Genomic DNA, 19,768 nt, shown 5'->3' with positions numbered 1-19,768 from the left:
TAACGCTGTTGTTTAGCGGCGGCTACGGAGCGCAGCGTAGTAGGCGTCCGGTGTAGGGCCGTCGGCCCGGAACGTACTACAACTACTGGTTAGAAGCCGGTTCACCCGATGGTTTCCGTCTCGCCCCTCAGCCCGCATGCGAACGCCAAAGAAGCCCCGCACCTGCTCACGATCCGGCACCGATACAAACCAACAAACTACCCGTCCCGATCAAATTTTGCGGCGAACAGCCCCGCAACCTGGGCACGCTGCCGATAACCCGAAAGATGCCGATACTGGCTTCCATCTTGGACGACAGAGTTGCTGGCCTTGGCCATAACCAAAAACCTATAGCTACCGCAGCATTTGCCGCTAAGGCCCATGCACCCAACCATCGAAAAACTACCAGGGCCTTGGCTTTTAACGCTAAAATAAGCGGCGACCCGACAGGGGCGTCCGGTGGAGGCCAAAGGCCGTAACGCACTTGATTGACTGGTTATATATTGATATCGCAATCTAGTCTTTAAAATCATGAATTTTATAGTCAGAATACATAAACCCAAAACTCGAACTATTACCAATTAGCGTCACTTTATCTCCCACCCGCAGGTTATACCAATCGCTTTTTTCTAAGCCACATATACTATTATCAAAAGAAGACTTAAATTCTTTGGCATAAAATATGCCCTCGCAAAAGACATAACCCCGGACATGGAACCTGCTTCTTTTCCTTTCTACTGTAACCTCAACCATGGCTGGCTCTGAGTAAAATAAATGTCCGAAAACTGGAAAACCTTTATACACCGCCATCGTAGCAGTCATAGGAATGCCGATTGTAAATGCAAATACCCCAAACCAAACACTGTTTTTCGAAATGAAGTGTTTACGAGCTGAAGACCCGTCAGTAAAAAGCCGAACTAAAGCCCAAACTGTTATTGGAATTGAAATAATCAACCCCACCCAAAGAAGTAGATTCGAAATCTCTCCTGAAACAACCATTTTGACTGGATAGGTCGCAATAAAAATGACCAATAAAGAACCTATTATGGCATGTAGTAATTTATCAGAAAGAGTCATCCCTCGACAGATTCCATAAGTTTTGCTCACAAGACAGAGAATATATAACGCTTTTGTTCAGCGGCGACCTTTTTGCAGCGAAGCGGAGAAAAGGGCGTCCGGTGGAGGGCCTTCAGGCCCGGAACGAACTGGAACAATTTGTTAGAAATTTGAGCTAATTATTGCAACCAGACCGCTAATAGCACCAACCAAACCGGTGAGTGCAGCAACCCAGGTAAGCCAACTGGAACGCCGCTCATGCAACTCCCTTCTAATGGATCTTCGAACCTCGTCGATGCCTTTTCTGGTCAGTAACCTTCGCGAGGTAACTCGGGATTCTTCCCAGTAATTTTCATCATCCATTGGCGGGAGGGGCAGAAGTAGCCGCTCTGCTTTCTCTCGGAGATATCTGGTCCACAACTCGTGAATCTCATCTTCATACAAGACATCTTCTGGCCCATAATCGGCGTAGATTTCTTGTAAATCATCGCCAGTTACACCGCGTTGCCTGGCCTCTTTCAGCCGCTTCTGTAACTGCTGACCATTTTCAGCCCTGGCTTTCTGTAGTGACCGAACTTTGGCAGCAAGAATGATTCTGTTCATACGCGATTTCTAACGCTGAGGTAACCGGCGCCGGAGCGATAGCGGAGGGAACCAAAAGCGGTACGCTTTTGGCGTCCGGTTGACCGCCTGGTTAATGGCCGTTCACCACCGTGGTTGAGCCTGACACCCAGGCCGCATGCCCTCTCCCGGACAACTTGCACCAACTCGACGGATGACGAAAGGAACCAGAACGCAAAGGCTACCGGCCCGATAACCGTTTAAGACGGACGGCCCCACGACTGGGGCACGCCATGAATACCAACACTGCTGGCCATTGTGGCAACCAAACCAGACAGCAAGTTTTCCGGCCTTGGCGATCACCAGAATGAGTGGGCTTTACAACCAAGCCCAGTGCCAAGGCCTTTGCACCGCACCTGCTAAAAACTCACGAATGCCGGGCCAATAACGCCAAAAATAAGCGGCGGCCCGACAGGGGCGTCCGGTGGAGGCCGCCAGGCCGGAACGAACTTGATTGACTTGTTAAAAGCTATCGCAGGCCACCCAAAGCCATGAGGGCAACAAACGATACCAGCCTGCCAACGATGACCATCAAAATAATATCTGGCCAGATGCTGGCTTTGCTGAACTTTTTGAGAAGCACAAAAAGCACAACGATTGATAAGATCCAGCCTGCGGTCGGAACCAAAGCAACGGCGGCAGCTCCACCCGCTGCAATTACGGTTTCACTCAAAGCCAAATCTACAGATGTGATTTTGGCGGCAAGCCACAAAACCACACCGCCAATTAAGGCATCCAGAACGACAACTACCAACTCATCCATGAGGTTTATCCTTACCTTTTAACGCTGAGCACAGCGGCACCCTTGGAGTGGCGACGGAGGAGCCACGGAAAGGGTGTCCGGCGGCCGCAGGCCGCGTACTGATGCGACTTGTTAAGGGCCTGTTTACCCTTGGTTTTTGAACTGGCACCCAATACCGAATGCCTACTCCCGATACTGTGTATCAACTTAACCCATGGCGCCAGGAACCAGAACACCGAATGAGAGGCTGAACTCAGAATCCTGCGCCGGATTGCCCCGTGACCTGTACGCCAGACTGGCCGGCGAAACCGTTGCCAGACTGAGGGATGTTTTCTGTCTGCGGGCAACCGCTGAAGCCGATGCCAGCACCCAGCCAATGGACACCGAAGCCAAGGCCTTTAACGCCAGCGCACAACGGCGCCCTTGCAATGGAGGCGCAGCCGCAATGAAAAGGGCGTCCGGCGGCCGCAGGCCGCGAATTGATGCGCCTTGTTATGTTTTACTTGAAATGGCCGTAAACGCCCCAGCCACGACCAGTTATGCCCAGATTCACCAGCAAGTCAGCCTCTTGCTTGCCCACAAAGTCTGGATTTTCTGACTCCCAGATTTTGCGTTTAATGTACTTGGCCCAGACTTTTTCAAACTGACTTTCCGGATTTTTGTTTCCATTACAAACCTCGACGAAGCGCTCTTGGGCTGGTGTTTCAGGACTAATTGCCCCGCGCATGAGAGCTGCAAGCCACGAGCCGTATGTGACCAACAGCTCGATCTCGTCCTCGGAAAAGAGTGTATCGGGCACGTTGGGCTGAAACTCCATTTTCCGATATTTCATGTGCTCTGCTGAAGCCACTGATCACTCCAGGAAACATAACGCCGCTCAGCACGCGCGGCTGCGGAATGGAGGCGAAGCCGCAATGTAGTAGGCGTCGCCGTGACTGGCTTGGTTATATCAGATATACAAGTTGTCATCCCGACGAAACTCTAACAACCCCTGCCCGACATAGATTTTTGGACAAGATGGGCATTTGTAAAGCTGCTTGGGGTCGTTGACAACAAGTATGTGATACCCCAAACAAACGAGCACTCCAAATACACTCACGACGTTTTGAAAAACGGCAGAAAGCGCAACGCTGAGAATGAGCAGCAAGAGAGAGCGTTGGCTCCGGCTGTCTCCGGTCCATGTAAAAGCCCCAAAGGGATAGCCCACGTACGGGGCAGCATTGAGCTTCACAGTGCCTGCCTTTTCTAGTTTTGCGTTACAACTCTTACACCGGAGCATGATTTTCCATTCGGATATAACAGCTAATTATACGAAAACGTTCGTATATCACCCGTTCGTAAAACCTCATCCAAACGCGCTCAAAAGAACAAGACTTCCCGAATAAAAATAGCCTATTGAGCACAAATCACCACGGCTACCGCAGGAGTTATGCGCCCTTTTCGAGCCGCTCCTGCTCTTACCATGGGCGTATAACTCCGCCCTTCCTGTTTTGTCTTTTAAACCCTATCAAATAGTTAGCTTCGTTTCTCATGTGATTTCTGGAAATTTGCGAAGGCGTTCGTATAACTCCGAAAATCATCAGCTACTTGACTCAGGTTAAAATCGTTATACTGTATATAAAAACAGTATTCAAGGATGAGTGCATATGGATATCCCCACTCCGCTACCGGCGAAGCCAACCCGTTTTCTGGACAGGGTTCGGGCTTTTATACGGCTAAGAGGCATGGCGTATAAAACAGAGAAAACCTACCTGTTCTGGATCAAACGCTTTATCCGCTTCCACGATCTCCAGCATCCTGAAGTTATGGGTTCTAAAGAGGTCGAAGCATTTTTGTCTCATCTGGTTTTGAGGGCAAATGCAAGCGCTTCTACCCAGAGGGTCGCTCTGAACGCATTGGTATTTCTGTATAGAGAGTTCCTGGGCCAACCTCTGGATGATCTGAACTTCGAGCATTCCAGAAAGCCCGTAAAGCTCCCAACGGTCTTCAGTGCGGAAGAAGCCCGCTCTGTTATTGGCAACCTGAGCGGAGACTACAAGCTTGTTGCCATGCTCCTGTACGGCTCCGGTTTACGTATTAACGAGGCCCTGCGCCTCAGGGTTAAAGATGTTGATTTTGATATGCAGCAGTTGATTGTTCGCAGCGGCAAAGGCGCTAAAGATCGAATCACGCTGCTTCCGGATCGCCTCGTGGAGCCGTTGAAACAACAGATCGATTCCGCTCTGCACCAGCATCAGGCGGATATTTCGAAAGGATTTGGCTCTGTGTATCTTCCGGCAGGCCTCGCACGTAAATATCCGAATGCCAGTCAGGAGCCGGGCTGGCAGTATATCTTTCCTGCACAGACGCTTTCTAGGGACCCTCGTTCAGGCATTCACAGGCGACATCATCTACTGGACCGAACGGTTCAAAAGCACTTTCGTCGCGCTATCCAGGCGGCAGGAATCCGCAAACTCGCGGGCAGTCATACCTTTCGCCACAGTTTTGCCACGCGGTTGCTGGAGGCCGGCTATGATCTTCGCACCATTCAGAAACTCCTTGGCCACTCGGACCTGCGCACCACGGAAATCTACACTCATGTTGTTCGCAAAGGTGGTTTTGGTGTTCGCAGTCCGGTGGACGGGGGCTTCTAGCTTTCCCAGTTGCTGGCAGGAATTTGCTGTATATGGAGGTGACTGACGAGCCGAATGGTCGGGCGAATCAGGAACTGAAAACTGCCTACGATGAACAGCCAGACAGCCGCCTTCTCGTACTCCGGGAACAGAAACAGGATGCTGCCCACCAGAAACCAGATGGCGATAAGGAAATCATTGATAATGCTGATTACTTCGTAGCGGCGACGAATGATCAGCTCTTTGTGCCCAAACTTCAGGGTGAGTGGGCTGTCGGTAGCGTCTTCAACCATGTGGCTCAGGATCTCCGATAGACAAGGGTGCAAGCTCGCCATACGATCCGACGGCTCCGGTCGGCCAGATTGCCGATGTGGTGGCGCCGGAGGCGGGCGAGCCGATTGTTCCGGCGGGTATTCCGACCGGCAACGCAGCCTTACCACTCTAACTGAGCACCAGTCTGGTACTCAATCACCCGCGTTTCAAAGAAATTCTTCTCCTTACGCATGGTCGCCTGCTCATCCAGCCAGGGCGATACGTTTTTCGCCCCCGGGAACGGCTCTTCCAGCCCTACGGTGCGGGCTCTTCGGTTAGCCACAAAGCGGAATTGTTCGGTGTGGTATTCCGCAGAGTAGCCCAGTATCGGATCGCGCAGGATGTAGTTGGCGTAATCGCGCTCAGCGGCTTCGGATTCTTCCCACATCTCGCGCACGGCTTTGGGGTCGAAACTGATGTTTTCTTCTTCCAGTATCTGGTTCACCACTTTCAGGCCGAAGGCGAAGTGCATGGCTTCGTCGCGCAGTATGTACTGGAACTGCTCGCCGGTGCCCCGCATCAGGCCCCGGCGTTGCAGGGCGAAGATGGGGCTGAAGCCGTTGTAGAACCAGCAGCCTTCAAACACCGCCGCAAAAAACAGGTACGACATGATGAATTCCTGCAGGTCGTCTTTGTTGCGCAGGTTGATGTCTGGGCGCATGGCGGCGTCCAGGCGGCGGTTGGCCATCTGGATTTTGGCGTTGATTTGCGGCACTACGCGGTAGCGGTTGTAGATTTCACCCTGGTCCAGGTTGAGTGTTTCTATGCAGTGCTGGTAGGCCCAGGTGTGCATGGCTTCTTCGTACACCTGACGCGCCTGGTAAATTTGCAGCTCTGGCGCGGTCATTTTTTCCATTACGGCCAGGCCGATGTTGCGCATGGCCAGTATGTCGGAGGTGGTGAGGTATGCCACCACGTTTTCGAACACGTGCTTTTCTGCCGGGCTCAGGCGGTGGTGGTAGTCGTGAACGTCTTGCGCCATGTTCACGTCGAGCGGCGTCCAGTGGTTTTTGTTGGCGTTCATGAAGAACTCCCAGGCCCAGGGGTACTTGAAGGGGGCCAACTGGTTGATGTCGGTTTCGCCGTTGATGACGCGCTTGTCGTCGGCGTTAACGGGTACCGGGCCTTTGGCTGGCTTGGTTTGGGTGTTGGTTTCGTCGTCCCAGTTCAGCATGGGTGGTGTCCTCTTAGTGGTAAGTCTGCAATTTTGGTGTGGAACCGCTCTGGTCATCCCTCCCGAAAACCACTCGTGAACCCATCCATGGGGAGCTTGGCTGTAGCCATCCTTGGCTACAGACATTTTCGGGAGGGATGACCAGAGCGGTTCTTCGAGTTGAGGGGCAGCCGCTCCCCCTCTCCCTGACCCTCTCCCGCGGGGGGAGAGGGAATGTTTTGCGTCAGATCTATCCCCGTTCAGCGGGCTACTGACACGCCTCGCAATCCGGTTCATCAATGCTGCACACCTGTGGTTGGGGCGCAGCCATGGGGGCATCCTGCTGGTTCACGCCCGTCGCGCCCAGCGAGCGCAGGTAGTAGGTGGTTTTCAGGCCACGCTCCCACGCTAGTTGGTACAGCTCATCCAGTTTTTTACCACTGGGTTCGGCCATGTAGAGATTCAGGCTCTGGGCCTGGTCCAGCCATTTCTGGCGGCGGGCGGCGGCTTCCACCAGCCAGCGGGCGTCTATTTCAAACGCGGTGGCGTAGCGGGCTTTGAGTTCGGTGGGTATGCGGTCAATTTGCTGCACGCTGCCGTCGTAGTATTTCAGGTCGTTCACCATCACGTTGTCCCACAGGCCCTGGGCCTTGAGGTCACGCACAAGGGATGGGTTGACCACGGTGAATTCGCCGGAGAGGTTCGATTTCACAAACAGGTTTTGGTACGCCGGTTCGATGGATTGGGACACGCCTACGATGTTGGAGATGGTGGCGGTGGGCGCAATGGCCATCACGTTGCTGTTGCGCATGCCGTGTTGGGCGATCAGCTCCCGCACGGGTGTCCAGTCCAGACGGCTTTCAGTGTTCACGCTCAGGTCGCCTTCAAGGCGGGCGTTTTTCAGCAGTTCGATGGAGTCGATGGGCAGTATGCCCTGGCTCCACAGTGAGCCTTCATAGCTTTCATAAGCGCCCCGTTCTGCCGCCAGCTGGGCGGATGCGCGAATGGCGAAGTAACTCAACTGCTCCATGGCCACATCGGCAAACTCCACCGCCTGCGGGCTGGTGTAAGGCAGGCCCAGTGCATAGAGAGCGTCCTGGAATCCCATCAGGCCCAGGCCCACCGGGCGGTGTTTCAGGTTGGAGTTGCGGGCCTGGGGTACGGCGTAGAAGTTGATGTCGATAACATTATCGAGCATGCGCACGGCGGTGTTTACGGTGCGCTCAAGGCGCTGCACATCCAGCTCGCCATTGCTGATGTGGGCAGCCAGGTTCACCGAGCCCAGGTTGCACACGGCGATCTCATCGGCGCTGGTGTTCAGGGTGATTTCGGTACACAGGTTGGAGCTGTGCACCACGCCTTTGTGCTGCTGGGGCGAGCGCAGGTTGCAGGGGTCTTTGAAGGTGATCCAGGGGTGCCCGGTTTCAAACAGCACGGTGAGCATTTTGCGCCACAGTTGTTTGGCCGGGATGGTTTTGAACAGCTTGATTTTGCCCTGTGCGGCGAGGGCTTCGTAGTGCTCGTAACGTTCGCGGAAGGCGTTGCCGTACAGGTCGTGCAAATCGGGTACGTCGCTAGGGCTGAACAGGGTCCAGTCACGATCCTGGCGCATGCGCTCGATCAGCAAGTCCGGCACCCAGTTGGCGGTGTTCATGTCGTGAGTGCGGCGGCGTTCGTCGCCGGTATTTTTACGCAGTTCCAGAAACTCCTCGATGTCCAGGTGCCAGCTTTCCAGATAAGCGCATACCGCACCTTTGCGCTTGCCGCCCTGGTTTACAGCAACGGCGGTGTCGTTCACTACTTTCAGAAACGGAACCACGCCCTGGCTCTTGCCGTTGGTGCCTTTTATGCGAGAGCCCAGGGCGCGTACCGGTGTCCAGTCGTTGCCCAGGCCGCCAGCCCATTTGGAGAGCATGGCGTTATCGCGGATGGAGCCATAAATAGTCTCCAGGTCGTCGCCCACGGTGGTGAGATAGCAGGACGACAGCTGGGAGTGGCGGGTGCCACTGTTGAACAGCGTGGGTGTGGAGGCCATATAGTCGAAGGATGACAGCAGGTTGTAGAACTCTATGGCGCGGGCGTTGGGGTCGTCTTCACGCAAAGCCAGGCCCATGGCCACGCGCATGAAGAACACCTGAGGCAGTTCCAGGCGGTCGTCTTTCCAGTGCAGGAAGTAACGGTCGTACAGGGTTTGCAGGCCGAGGAAGCCAAATTGCAGATCGCGCTCCGGTTTCAGTGCCGCACCGAGGCGCTCCAGATCAAACGCGGCCATGGCGTCATCCAGCAGTTCGTAGCGGATACCGGCATGGATAAAGGTACTCAGGGCTTGTGGGTACACTTCAGCAAGGGTGAGGCTGGTGTCCAGCTTCAATGCGGTGACGCTCTCCAGGCGCAGTTGCTCCAGCAGCAGTCGGGCGGTAACGGCGCTGTAGTCCGGCTCCCGTTCGATGCGGCCACGGGCGGTCATAATGAGGGCGCTCAGAACTTCCGCTTCGTCGATGCCGTTGTACAGGTTGCGGATGGCGTCTTCCACGAGGGAATCGCCGTCGATAGCTTCCAGGCCGAAGGCCGCCTTGTCTACCTGCTGCTTCATCAGGCCCAGATCCAGCGGCGCGGTGCGGCCATTGGCTTGCTTTACAGTGAGGGTTGGATGGGCTTCAACCGGCTCATGCAGGGCGCGCTCGCGGGCGTGTTGTTCCCGGTAAAGTACGTAGGCACGGGCGACTTTCTGCTCTTCCGCGCGCATCAGGGCCAGTTCTACCTGGTCCTGTATGTCTTCGATATGTACCCGGCCACCGGCTTTCAGGCGACGGCTGATGGCCTGCACCACCTGCTCGGTTACCCGGTGAACAGCATCGTTGATACGGGCAGAGCCAGCGGCCTGGTCGCCTTCAACGGCGAGAAAGGCTTTGGTTACGGCCACGCTGATTTTGGAAGGGGTAAAGCTGACCAGGTTGCCATTACGCTTGATAACCTGAAGGGCGTCGGTGCTGGATGGCGATGAGGGCCGGGGTTCGGCCAGAGCTGTCGCAGACATGCTGTGTTCTCCTGAATACGCGTGTGTTCCACAACCTTCGCGTACGCAGGACAAACCCGCACGCCAGCCACCCGTTCATGGCTGTGCCGTGCCTTGTTCGTTGCTGCTCACCTTACAGGGCCAAGTGCCGGCGCCTGAGTCGCGAAGGTGCAGTGTGTATTCCCCGGCTTGTCTTCGGACTCAGGGGCATGAACCTGTTGGTTCTGCCTTGCGTGGCGACTTCCCGGCTTGCGCCAGTGTCTTTATGCCACGCTCGTTCCCCAATACCGCTGCGCGTCAGTTCCGGAGTCTCACCGGATTCCCGAATACCATATTTGGTATTCAACCAAGGATTTGGGCACTATATAAGGGAAATCGATCAGAAACAAGGCATGTTTTTTCAATCCACCGGTCCACCATAAAACTGCTGCAATGGGAGACGATTTCATGCGAACCATCACCGGCCCTGTTATCTGGCTGTTCCTCGCAATAACCCCACTGGTGGCTCCACACCTGCTTGCGCAGGGGGCATCACTGCCTGCATTCTCGAAAATGGCGTCACTGTCGGATGGCTGGGAGCCCCTGGAGTTTCCCAAGATTAAACGGCACTCCCGTTACGAGCTGGTTCACGAGGATGGCTCTCAGGTAGTAAAAGCACACACCTCCGGCGGCGCTTCCGGCCTGATCACCCGTATGAATATTGAACCGGAAGGCTCGCTGTTGCTGCGTTGGCGCTGGAAGGTATCCAACGTGTATGAAAACGGCGATGCCCGGGAAAAGTCCGGCGATGACTACCCTGCCCGAATCTACGTCGCCTTCGAATTCGAGCCGGAGAAAGCCGGTTTTTTCGAGAGGGCAAAACGCAAAACGGTAGAGGTGCTGTTTGGAGAGGAGTTGCCAGGCAATGCGCTGAACTACATCTGGGCAAATACTCTTCCGGAGGGCACGTTCATTGCTAACCCCTATACCGAAAAAACCATGATGATTGCCGTCAACTCAGGCAGTGAACGCGCCGGGGAGTGGGTGAGCATCGAACGGGATATTGTGGCGGACTACCGCAAGGCTTTCGGGGAAAATCCACCGCCGATTCGGGGTATCGCCGTGATGTCGGATTCCGACAACACCGGGGAGCAGGCAAACGCCTGGTATGGCGATATTGTACTGGCCCCCACTAACACGGATTAGAACCCCCTACGGGTGATATTCTTCCGGGAATCCGGGTATTACGAAACCCGCGCTGAATTCTTGCACAGGCGCAACCTCACCCCGGTTAACAAGGCGCAGGTAGGCATCGTCCAGCTCCTCCCTGAGCAACGCGGCACTGGGACTTGCCATTGAATACAACCAGGCAGCATAGCGTGACCGCACTTCCGAACTGCGAATTCCGCTGTCGGCGGGTTCTGTAAGAATTTCCTCCACTGGCTGCCGGTAATCCAGAACGTAATCGCCACGTTTGAGCTTGAGCATTTCGATCGCGGCGCGGTTGTTGGGTGCTTCCGTAACTTGTATATGACCAGACCCCTTAAGCCACGAAAGCAGCCCACCGTAGGTGTAGCCACTGATCACAATAACGGTTTTCCCCTCCAGCTGTTGAAAATGGGTCAGGGGCTCTGAAGTCTCGAGATACCAGGCTCTTAGCTGCGCCGGATAGACATTCGCCCAGCTTTCAAGCACCTCCCCCTCCAGGCTGGGTATCCCTGAAAGCCCTGGCCACAGATCCAGTGTTCCGTTTTTCAGATACAGATAAACACGGCTAACAGGCAGGTAAATAAACTCAGCCTCGTAACCCGCTTCCTGAACAACTTTACGAGTGAGCTCAATATAATGGCCAGCCGGCTCGCCCCTCTCATTCTGGTATTCGAAGGGAGGAAATTCGATATAACCGATACGCAGTGCCGGTTGACCCTCACCGGCCAACACCGGCACCGGGAGAAGCGTATTGGCCAATAACGCGAGCGCCATCGCGAGCCAGGCTGAGATCCGCCGGCGCGTTATTGGGGCGAAATATGGATTCCAGGATTTGCACATAGTACCGATACGTTGGTGATGCTGACACGTTAAGTGTAAGCGGAGTTTTGTTCTGAAGGGAATCGGAACCCTCCAGGCCTTGCGCCCTGAACAAAAAGGGCAAAGCCATCAGATATGAAACATCACCGAATACAGCCCTACACCACCCATCACAACGGTGTAAGGAAACGCCATAACCACCATTCTGCCATAGGAAAGCCGAACCAGCGGCGCTATGGCTGAGGTCAGCAGAAACAGGAAGGCGGCCTGCCCGTTAGGCGTTGCTATGCTTGGAAGATTGGTACCCGTGTTAATGGCAACGGCAAGACTTTGAAAATGTTCATAACTGATACTGCCCGCATCCAGTGCCTGCTTGATTTCACTGATATACACCGTTGCGACAAATACGTTGTCGCTGATCATGGAAAGCAGGCCGTTGGCAATAAAGAACATGCCCGGCTGCTGCCCCTCCGGAAGTGACAGTACGTAATCAATCACTGGCTTGAACAGATGCTGCTCGTGGATAACCGCCACCACCGCAAAAAACACAACCAGCAGAGATGTAAACGGCAGGGATTCCTGGAAGGCCTTGCCAATCTGGTGCTCACTGGTCACACCAGTGAACGAGGTAATGAGAATAATCACCAGCAACCCGATCAAGCCCACTTCCGCCAGATGCAGGGCCAGGCCCACTACCAGAATCACCGCCGCGAACGCCTGTACCCAGAGCGCAGCCTGGTCTGCTTTCGTGCGCTTGGTGCGCTCATTCTCAGCGAACTCTTCCAGCACTCGTCGAACCGGCTTGGGCAGCCGACCGCCATAGCCAAACCATCGCATCTTCTCCAGTACCCAACAGGTGGTCAGGCCCGCCACCAGCACCGGCATGCTAACCGGTGCCATATGCAGGAAAAAGCCGATGAAATCCCAGCCCACAACCTTGGCGATCAGCAGGTTCTGGGGTTCGCCCACCATAGTGGCAACGCCGCCAAGCGCTGTACCTATGGCTCCGTGCATCAGCAGGCTGCGCAAAAAGGCCCGGAAGTTCTCCAGATCGTCGCGGTGCAGTTCAATCACCTCATCATCGCTGTCGGCGTTATGATCACTGCTTTGATAACCTTTGCCGGAGGCAACTTTGTGATACACAGAGAAGAAACCAACGGCGACGCTGATAATAACGGCGGTTACGGTAAGTGCATCGAGAAACGCAGAAAGCAGTGCTGCTGCACTGCAGAACAGCATGGATAACGCAGATTTGGAGCGCACGCCCACCAGGATCTGGGTAAAGGCGACCAGTAGCAAATCCTGCATGAAATAAATGCCCGCCACCATGAACATCAGCAGCAGAATAACCGGGAAATTGGTCAACACTTCCAGATACACCGCATCCGTTGTGGTCAGCCCTATCAGCAGCGCTTCGATTGCCAGCAAACCACCGGGCAATAACGGATAGCACTTCAGCGCCATGGCAAGTGTAAAGATAAACTCGGCAATGAGTAACCAGCCTGCCGTAACCGGTCCCAGCAGGAACATGACAATGGGATTAAGGATCAGGAACAGTACGATGATCTGTTTGTACCAGACGGGCGCCTTGCCCAGAAAATTGCTGGTAAAGGCTGAAAATATGGTTGTGGGCATTGCGGAGTTCTTCTGGGTTAGCGGGCGAAAAAGTATGTGGCGTCAGGCCGGTATCTTCCCTGATATTTCTACGCAGGTTAATCCCCTAAAGATACAGGATCGCCCCCTTCTTTAGTACCGCCGGAACAGCAAACCGCAGCCCCGCCTCTACCGGGATTTCTCGTAAAAAAGTGCCCGGAAGCCCCGGTATTGTTTGAGTGCAGCCTCACTGCTTCTGGCAACCAGCTTAACCCGTTCTCTCGGTAAACACTGAGCCAGTCGGGACGCCGCCAGCGGCGACAGGGAACCAAGCCTTGGGTAACCGCCAATGGTCTGGCGATCATTCAGCAATACAATCGGCTGGCCGTCCGGTGGCACCTGAACACCACCGAGATTTATACCCTCGGAAACCAGGGTGCTGATCTGACACTGGAGCCTGGGGCCGGTAAGGCGCACGCCCATGCGGTCAGCACGATCATCAACCTGCCACCAGGTATTGAAGGCGTCGAACAGGCTGCGGCCCGTGAAGTGTGCAATCTGCGCACCCGGCAGGAGGTCCAGAACCGCCGGCTGGCGAAAATCGGGTATGGCATCCCGGGGCGCCTGTAATGGCCCATCGCCAGGTTCTCCCCGGGTACTGTACACAGACAACTGATCACCCGTTTCCAGTTTGGTGCCCATTCCACAGAACCCACCGAGTGCTTCCCGGGTTACGCTGGCGACACTGCCCAGAACCGGCTCTGCCACAAACCCGCCACAAACCGCCAGGTAGGCCCGGAGCCCGCTCACCGGAGCTGCAAAGGCCAGGATCTCGCCTTCTTTCCAGGTAATCCGCTGCCACAATGGAACCGGCCTTTGCTCAATGGTTGCGCCCATATCGGCGCCCGTGATGGCGATTTCGAGGTCTCTGCCCGCAACCAGCTGCAAGCCGCCGAAGGTGATCTCCAGGTTGGCCGTACCCCAGGGATTACCGGTAAGGTGATTTGCCCAGGCCCAGGAATACAGATCGGCGGGACCGCCCTGGGTCACCCCCAGGTGGCGAACGCCAAATCTTCCGCTGTCCTGCAGCAGGGCAAGCGGCCCCGCACGCAAGACTCTGATGCAGGGTTCCGGGTTGCTCTTCTGATTCACGACGACGGCTCCATAGGCGTGGTATCCCCGCCTTCACGCTCGAATTGCTCACGGCTAACGGGCACAAAGCGCACCTGGTCGCCCACCCTCATAAGGCTGAAGCCCTTCCGTTCACGGTCGAACAGCCGGGCACTGGTGCGCCCCAGCAGGTTCCACCCCCCCGGTGTTGCTGCAGGGTATGCCGCGGTCTGGCGACCCGCCAGGGCCACACTACCCGGCGGCACACGCCGGCGGGGCGTCTCGAGCCGGGCGCATTCCAGGCGCGGATCGGTCAACCCCATAAACGCAAAACCGGGAGCAAACCCCAGCGCAAAAACCCGATACACCTGCTGGCTGTGAGCGTCGATCACGTCGCTGACCGTCATACCTGCCTGCTCAGCCACCCTTGATAATTCCGGCCCTACACGGGGGTCATACCAGGTATGGAGTTCATGCACCTGGCCTTCATGGGAACTGTCGTCCGGTTCCAGATCAGCGAGTATCCGTAAAAGCATGGTCCTGGCCTCGGATGGCGATACCCTCAATGGATCAAAAACAACCAGCAGCGTGGTATAGGAGGGCACCAGATCAACCAGCGCACCACCGAACACCTGCTCACACCGGCGCGACAACGCCGACAGCCAGGGCAGATTGTGTTCGTCAATATCCTCGAACAGCCTTACAATCCAGCTATCCAGGCCAGCGGATTCGAGCGTTGAACGGTGCAAAGCGGGTGTTCGGCTCATGGCTTCTCCCCTGACAGTGGCGTTAGTGTGTCGGCTCTTCGATACTGCCATTGGCTGACCAGAAACAGGGCCGCGCTGACCGCCAGAGAGGCAAGCAACGACATGGTGAAGGTCACCATCGGTGGCAGTTTATCTGCCACCAGAGCAACCACCACCGCGAAAGCCACCAGGCTCAGCATGCCTTTCTGGGCGATGGTCACCGTTGCCCGTGCAACGTGTGAGCCATAACGTTCATGCAGCGTCCAGCCAATTGTAAACAGGCCCACCGGAAAGCCTACCAACACGCCAGACAGCAACGGCCCTGAGCGGGCCGCCACCGTTGTCGCTACGCTCACCAGCACACCGGCGAGCAGGCCCCGCAAAAGCAGATCAAACCAGCCTGATCGGGCAATAACAACCGGCTGGCCAAGCCCGAGCGCCCGCCGGATGCCTTCCGCAACCAGCAATACCAGGCAGTAAAGCAGCACCGCGCCCCAGATACCGCCGGGTGTGGCCGTAAAAACCAGTGTAGACGGTATCCAGCACAGAGTGGCAAGGCCGAGGCTGGCCAATGCACTCATGCGACCTGCGGTCATCACAAAACATATGCTGAATACCAGCGTTGCAACCAGCGCATGCAGGGTGGAAAGCGCCGCTGACTGAATAAACTCCACCGGGCGCTCCTGCAACATAAAAAAGTAACCGGGGCCCAGTATGATCGGTGTTCCTGCAATAATTCCACCCAGCCTGGGGCCAAGTTTGCTCACAGCAACGGACACTCCAATCACTACAGAGGCTGTGGCAACCAGTTTGACAGCAATGACTGCAAACATTATTGCTGCAGAGCCTTTTCCATTGCTTCCGCCATGCCGAGCAGTGCTCTGTCAGTGCCATTGCGACCGATCAGCATAAGCCCTCCCGGCAGATCGCCGGAACGGTGGTTGGGCAGCGAAATCGCACACAGATCCAACAGATTCGCCACGGTGGGATTGCGCAGAATCAGCAAGTTAAGGCGCGCATATTCCGCATCATTCTCAAGATCCTTGAGCCGGGGCGGTTCAACCGGCACGGTTGGGGCAAGAAGCCCGTCATAGGAGGCGAGCCATTCGTCTGCCTGCCGCTTTCGTTCGGCCCGGCGCCGCAACAGCTCAATATAGTCTGCTGCACTGATCGCAGCGCCTCTCTCCATGCGCGTGCGAACCCGGGGATCGTACTCATCGCTGTGCTGCTGTAGCCACTCACGGTGGATGTGATAGCTTTCTGCGGCGGTGAGGCCGCCACCTTCCATGAGTCCGGGCAGCTCGTCCAGCACAGGTACCGGTGCTTCCACAATCACGGCGCCGCTATCACGCAGTTTGCGCAAGCTGCGGGCAAACGCCTCAGCAACACCCGCTGACACATCGTCCAGCATGTAGTTGGCCGGTACCACAAAGCGACGATCGCGCAGGTCCACCGGACTGGCCTTTTGCCAGCTCTCACCAGCCATAACGGCATCCAGGCGCGCACAACACTCAACGCTACGGGCAATAGGGCCAATCGAATCCAGGCTGTCCGATAGCGGGAACGAACCGTCGCGGGGTATGCGTTTCTGGGACGGCTTGAATCCCACAAGGCCGCAGAATGCGGCGGGAATGCGCACCGAGCCTCCGGTGTCGCTTCCGATTGCCGCAACCGCCATACCGTGGGCCACGGCCGAAGCAGCACCTGAGGACGAACCCCCGGATATACGCCCGGGCGCCAGGGGGTTTGCCGGTGTGCCATAGTGCGGATTCAGCCCAAGCCCGGAGTAGGCAAACTCTGTCATGTTGGTGTGCCCGGTAATAACAGCCCCGGCCCGGCGCAGCCGGGATACGATCAGCGCGTCGCTGCGCGCCGGCTCTTTCCACCATTTGGACCCCGAATGGGTTACTTCGCCCGCCACATCAAAAAGAACTTTCAATGCAATCGGCAGACCCGCAAGCTCGCCTAGTGGAACATTTCCCTTACGGAGCGTATCGATAGCCGCTGCTTCGGCTTCTGCCGTACGGTCGAACCGTGCCGTATACACCTGATTGGCGGGGTCATCGTACCGGTCCATATTATCCTGGCAGATTTCGAGCAAACCGCTCGCACGCCACCTGTTTTGATGTATCCCCTCAAGCAGCGACGATAATGTCTCTGATGCCAGGTCGACATGGGCCACGCCAGACTTCTGATTCATTTCACCACCGATAACGTCTTAATATTATAAAAATGCTCGAGTTTGCGGCCGGTTACCGGATCCTCAAGCACCATTCGGAAAGCCTTGGAGGGGCGTACACCACCGGCGACCGGCAAAGTGCCACACAGCATGACCTGGCCCGGTGCGAGCTTCGGCTCTTTCAGGCCAAATCGCTTCAACAGGTCCGCCGGATGCAAAAGCCCGGTTACACCACCAGACTGGTAAAGCACCTCTTTACCGTCAAACGTGGCGTAGGAAGATATTTTCAGCTCATCCCAGTGGTCAATAACACTTTCCAGTGTCCAGACCTGCCGGCCCACCGGCTTGGCACATACCTGCTTGGAATGCGCCACGGACCAGGCCTCAGTTTCCCGGTCGGTATGATCCGAACCAATGCCGACAAACGTGCCCTGCTCGCTGCCAATCAGTACAACTTCCACTTCACCACTGGTTTCGCTACCCAGCACCTGCACGGTTTCTGCCGTTGTCAGCTGGTCTGCCGATACCCGGTAAAACAGCGGCGTAGTGGAAGGCGGCGTAACACCGATTGCCTTGAGCTCTTCGATATGTTCATCAATACCCGCCTGCTCACGGCCAGCCCATCCGGCAATAATCAGCTCCTGAACATCAACCTCGAGGGCATCGTTGGTATCGGCCAAATGAAATCTTGTCATGCTCAAATCCTGTTGTTGCTATCTATGGGTTAATAATCAGTTCAGTACCTCGGGCAAATACAAAGCCAGGGAGGGGAAAAGGACGAGCAGCAGGACCATCAACATCATGAATCCGACATAGGGCATGGCTCCGATCATCACATCGTTGAACGACCCGCCCTTGCGAACGCTCTGCACCACGTACAGGTTCAACCCTACCGGCGGTGTAATCAGCGCCATTTCGATCAAAAGAATCAGCAGGATGCCAAACCAGATCGGATCAAATCCCAGGGCGATAATAATAGGCGCAACGATGGGTATGGTGATCACCATCAGGGACAGAGTCTCGATGAAAAATCCCAGAACAATGTACAAGCCAATAATAAGCAGGAGGGTCAGGTACGGCCCGAAACCTGCCGACTCCAGAAACGTGCTCAGCTCACGGGTAATGCCGGTGGAGGCCAGAACGAAATTCAGAAAATAGGAAGCGATGATAATCAGTACAATCATGCCGGTTGTGCGCATGGTGCCCTCAAGCGCTTCCAAAACAACGCTCTTGCTCAGTTTGCCCATGAACAACGCAATAAGAAGTGCACCGATGACGCCCAGAGAGGCTGCCTCGGTCGGCGTTGCCCAGCCGGCATAAATGGAACCGACCACAATGCCAAACAACGTCAGTACAGGAATCAGGCTTGTCAGCCCTGAAAAGCGCTCATGCCAGGTATGGTGCGTGCTCGGTCCGCCAAGCGAGGGCCGCCAGAGGCAGATCAGGGCTGTGCCCAGAACGAACAGGAACGCCAGTAACAAGCCCGGTACCAGGCCGGCTGCAAACAGCTTCGGGATTGAGGTTTCGGTAAGGAACCCGTAAACGATCAGATTGATTGACGGCGGGATCATGATGCCAAGCGTGCCACCCGCCGCAATCGAGCCGGTAAACAGCTTCGGATCATAGTTCATGGCCTTGCCCTGAGGAATGGCCACAGTGCCAATCGTAGCCGCCGTCGCAACACTGGAGCCCGAGGTTGCGGAAAAAAGTGTGGCCGTTGCAACGTTGGCATGGAGCAGCCCGCCGGGCAGCCAGGAAAGCCAGCTTTCAAGGGCCCGATAGGTACTCTTGGCAACGCCGGTGCGGACCAGGATCTCGCCCAGCAGAATGAAAAGTGGAATCGCGATCAGGAGAAAACTGTCCGATGCCGACCAGAGTACGTCTCCCATCGCGTTAACCAGCGGAAAGGGAGAAAAAAACTCATCAAGAAACAGCCCCAGCACAATCAGTGTGGCGGCGACCGGCACGCTCAATACGAGCAGCACCAGCAAAACAGCAAGCGAAATAAGAATCATCAGGCAGCTTCCTTGTTTTCTTCACCAATCTGCTCGTCAAGCGTTGGGCTGCCGGCAACTTTTTGCACGTCTTCGATGTTGCCGCTCAGCAAACCAAACAGCACACGAAGAGACAGCAGGACAACAGCAATGCTGAACCACACAAGCCCGATCAGCCAAAGTAGCTGCGGCATCCAGACAGGCGTACCAAGAGGCGTGTTTGCCCGGGCCCCGCCGGTATATGAGAGCAGGGTAACCTCAAAAGCTGCCCCCACAACAAGTACACAGAAGAGCGCAAGAGCCAGCATGGCAACCAGATCAAGCACGCCGCGCACACTGATCGGCAGCGTCAGGTACAGGGCATCAATGCGTATGTGCGCTTTGCGCATGAGGGTATAGGCAAATGCCCAGCTTGAGCTGATCGCCATGATGTAGCCGGTAAGCTCGGTAGCGTGAACACCCGATCGACCAAAAAACTGGCGCGAAAGCACCTCAGTGGTAACCAGGCCCACCGTAAGCAGAATGAGTAATCCGCCAGCCCGTGCCATCCACAAGGATCCGGTATCTACCCCGGCAAGCAGCCAATCCAGCCAGCTATTGATCTGTTGTAACATAGGATTCTCCAAAGCGAGCGGGGCTGCTTCAGGC

Annotated in this window: 19 protein-coding genes and 1 riboswitch; of the genes, 2 read left to right on the top strand and 17 right to left on the bottom strand. The window is 55.8% G+C overall.

Annotated features, from left to right (window positions below; genetic code table 11):
- Window positions 1–495: 495 nt before the first annotated feature.
- The 5 genes from CDH48_RS05155 to maoP all read right to left on the bottom strand — a co-directional run bounded on the left by CDH48_RS05155 (window position 496) and on the right by maoP (window position 3,248).
- The gene (locus CDH48_RS05155) at window positions 496–1,056 is read right to left on the bottom strand and encodes a hypothetical protein (RefSeq protein ID WP_100687642.1); all 561 of its coding nucleotides are present in this window, start codon (window positions 1,054–1,056) and stop codon (window positions 496–498) included.
- A 141-nt stretch (window positions 1,057–1,197) separates the two neighbouring features.
- Window positions 1,198–1,638 carry a hypothetical protein gene (locus CDH48_RS05150; protein WP_100687641.1) on the bottom strand — a complete coding sequence of 147 codons (441 nt, stop codon included), beginning with the start codon at window positions 1,636–1,638 and terminating at the stop codon, window positions 1,198–1,200.
- 487 nt (window positions 1,639–2,125) lie between these two features.
- Window positions 2,126–2,419 (bottom strand): hypothetical protein, encoded by a 294-nt coding sequence (locus tag CDH48_RS05145; RefSeq protein WP_100687640.1) that lies wholly within the window; start codon window positions 2,417–2,419, stop codon window positions 2,126–2,128.
- Between the two features lie 186 nt (window positions 2,420–2,605).
- Window positions 2,606–2,791, bottom strand: a complete 186-nt coding sequence (locus tag CDH48_RS05140) for a hypothetical protein (protein WP_100687639.1) — start codon at window positions 2,789–2,791, stop codon at window positions 2,606–2,608.
- A 106-nt stretch (window positions 2,792–2,897) separates the two neighbouring features.
- A complete protein-coding gene (gene maoP / locus CDH48_RS05135) occupies window positions 2,898–3,248 on the bottom strand; it encodes a DUF413 domain-containing protein (RefSeq protein WP_100687638.1) in 351 nt (116 codons plus the stop codon).
- Between the two features lie 796 nt (window positions 3,249–4,044).
- Between maoP and CDH48_RS05125 the strand changes: the two genes are divergently transcribed.
- Entirely contained in the window at window positions 4,045–5,031 is a 987-nt protein-coding gene (locus CDH48_RS05125) for an integron integrase (RefSeq protein WP_100687636.1), read from the top strand.
- Here the strand turns inward: CDH48_RS05125 and CDH48_RS05120 are convergent.
- The 3 genes from CDH48_RS05120 to CDH48_RS05110 form a co-directional block, all read right to left on the bottom strand.
- Entirely contained in the window at window positions 5,028–5,345 is a 318-nt protein-coding gene (locus CDH48_RS05120; RefSeq protein WP_227520945.1) for a YrhK family protein, read from the bottom strand. The genes CDH48_RS05125 and CDH48_RS05120 overlap by 4 nt on opposite strands.
- 98 nt (window positions 5,346–5,443) lie before the next feature.
- Window positions 5,444–6,553 carry a ribonucleotide-diphosphate reductase subunit beta gene (locus tag CDH48_RS05115; protein WP_264754753.1) on the bottom strand — a complete coding sequence of 370 codons (1,110 nt, stop codon included), beginning with the start codon at window positions 6,551–6,553 and terminating at the stop codon, window positions 5,444–5,446.
- A gap of 190 nt (window positions 6,554–6,743) precedes the next feature.
- A complete protein-coding gene (locus CDH48_RS05110; RefSeq protein ID WP_100687633.1) occupies window positions 6,744–9,512 on the bottom strand; it encodes a ribonucleoside-diphosphate reductase subunit alpha in 2,769 nt (922 codons plus the stop codon).
- 148 nt (window positions 9,513–9,660) lie between these two features.
- A riboswitch (cobalamin riboswitch) is annotated at window positions 9,661–9,857 on the bottom strand.
- Window positions 9,858–9,938: 81 nt separating this feature from the next.
- On the opposite strand from CDH48_RS05110, the gene CDH48_RS05105 reads away from it, so the two are divergent.
- Window positions 9,939–10,676, top strand: coding sequence for a DUF3047 domain-containing protein (locus CDH48_RS05105; RefSeq protein WP_100687632.1), 738 nt, complete (start codon window positions 9,939–9,941; stop codon window positions 10,674–10,676).
- Window positions 10,677–10,682: 6 nt separating this feature from the next.
- On the opposite strand, the gene CDH48_RS05100 is transcribed toward CDH48_RS05105, so the two are convergent.
- The 9 genes from CDH48_RS05100 to CDH48_RS05060 all read right to left on the bottom strand — a co-directional run bounded on the left by CDH48_RS05100 (window position 10,683) and on the right by CDH48_RS05060 (window position 19,734).
- Window positions 10,683–11,438, bottom strand: a complete 756-nt coding sequence (locus CDH48_RS05100; protein WP_227520944.1) for a substrate-binding periplasmic protein — start codon at window positions 11,436–11,438, stop codon at window positions 10,683–10,685.
- 189 nt (window positions 11,439–11,627) lie between these two features.
- Window positions 11,628–13,133, bottom strand: coding sequence for a sodium/proton antiporter NhaB (gene nhaB / locus CDH48_RS05095; RefSeq protein ID WP_100687630.1), 1,506 nt, complete (start codon window positions 13,131–13,133; stop codon window positions 11,628–11,630).
- A gap of 147 nt (window positions 13,134–13,280) precedes the next feature.
- On the bottom strand, window positions 13,281–14,243 hold the full coding sequence (locus CDH48_RS05090) for a 5-oxoprolinase subunit C family protein (protein ID WP_100687629.1): 963 nt from the start codon (window positions 14,241–14,243) through the stop codon (window positions 13,281–13,283).
- On the bottom strand, window positions 14,240–14,968 hold the full coding sequence (locus tag CDH48_RS05085) for a 5-oxoprolinase subunit B family protein (RefSeq protein ID WP_100687628.1): 729 nt from the start codon (window positions 14,966–14,968) through the stop codon (window positions 14,240–14,242). The genes CDH48_RS05090 and CDH48_RS05085 overlap by 4 nt, the downstream gene beginning before the upstream one ends.
- The gene (locus CDH48_RS05080) at window positions 14,965–15,780 is read right to left on the bottom strand and encodes a hypothetical protein (RefSeq protein ID WP_100687627.1); all 816 of its coding nucleotides are present in this window, start codon (window positions 15,778–15,780) and stop codon (window positions 14,965–14,967) included. Before CDH48_RS05080 ends, CDH48_RS05085 begins: the two co-directional genes overlap by 4 nt.
- The gene (locus tag CDH48_RS05075; RefSeq protein WP_100687626.1) at window positions 15,780–17,147 is read right to left on the bottom strand and encodes an amidase; all 1,368 of its coding nucleotides are present in this window, start codon (window positions 17,145–17,147) and stop codon (window positions 15,780–15,782) included. The genes CDH48_RS05080 and CDH48_RS05075 overlap by 1 nt, the downstream gene beginning before the upstream one ends.
- Window positions 17,144–17,821 (bottom strand): DUF2848 domain-containing protein, encoded by a 678-nt coding sequence (locus CDH48_RS05070; protein WP_100687625.1) that lies wholly within the window; start codon window positions 17,819–17,821, stop codon window positions 17,144–17,146. Before CDH48_RS05070 ends, CDH48_RS05075 begins: the two co-directional genes overlap by 4 nt.
- A 36-nt stretch (window positions 17,822–17,857) precedes the next feature.
- Window positions 17,858–19,141, bottom strand: coding sequence for a TRAP transporter large permease (locus tag CDH48_RS05065; protein WP_100687624.1), 1,284 nt, complete (start codon window positions 19,139–19,141; stop codon window positions 17,858–17,860).
- A complete protein-coding gene (locus CDH48_RS05060) occupies window positions 19,141–19,734 on the bottom strand; it encodes a TRAP transporter small permease subunit (protein WP_100687623.1) in 594 nt (197 codons plus the stop codon). The genes CDH48_RS05065 and CDH48_RS05060 overlap by 1 nt, the downstream gene beginning before the upstream one ends.
- Window positions 19,735–19,768 lie beyond the last annotated feature (34 nt).

This window comes from Marinobacter aromaticivorans, assembly GCF_002806975.1.
In the GTDB taxonomy this organism is placed as follows: domain Bacteria; phylum Pseudomonadota; class Gammaproteobacteria; order Pseudomonadales; family Oleiphilaceae; genus Marinobacter; species Marinobacter aromaticivorans.
The sequence above is the reverse complement of the archived record's forward strand: the minus strand, read 5'-3'. Positions and strand labels throughout refer to the sequence as shown.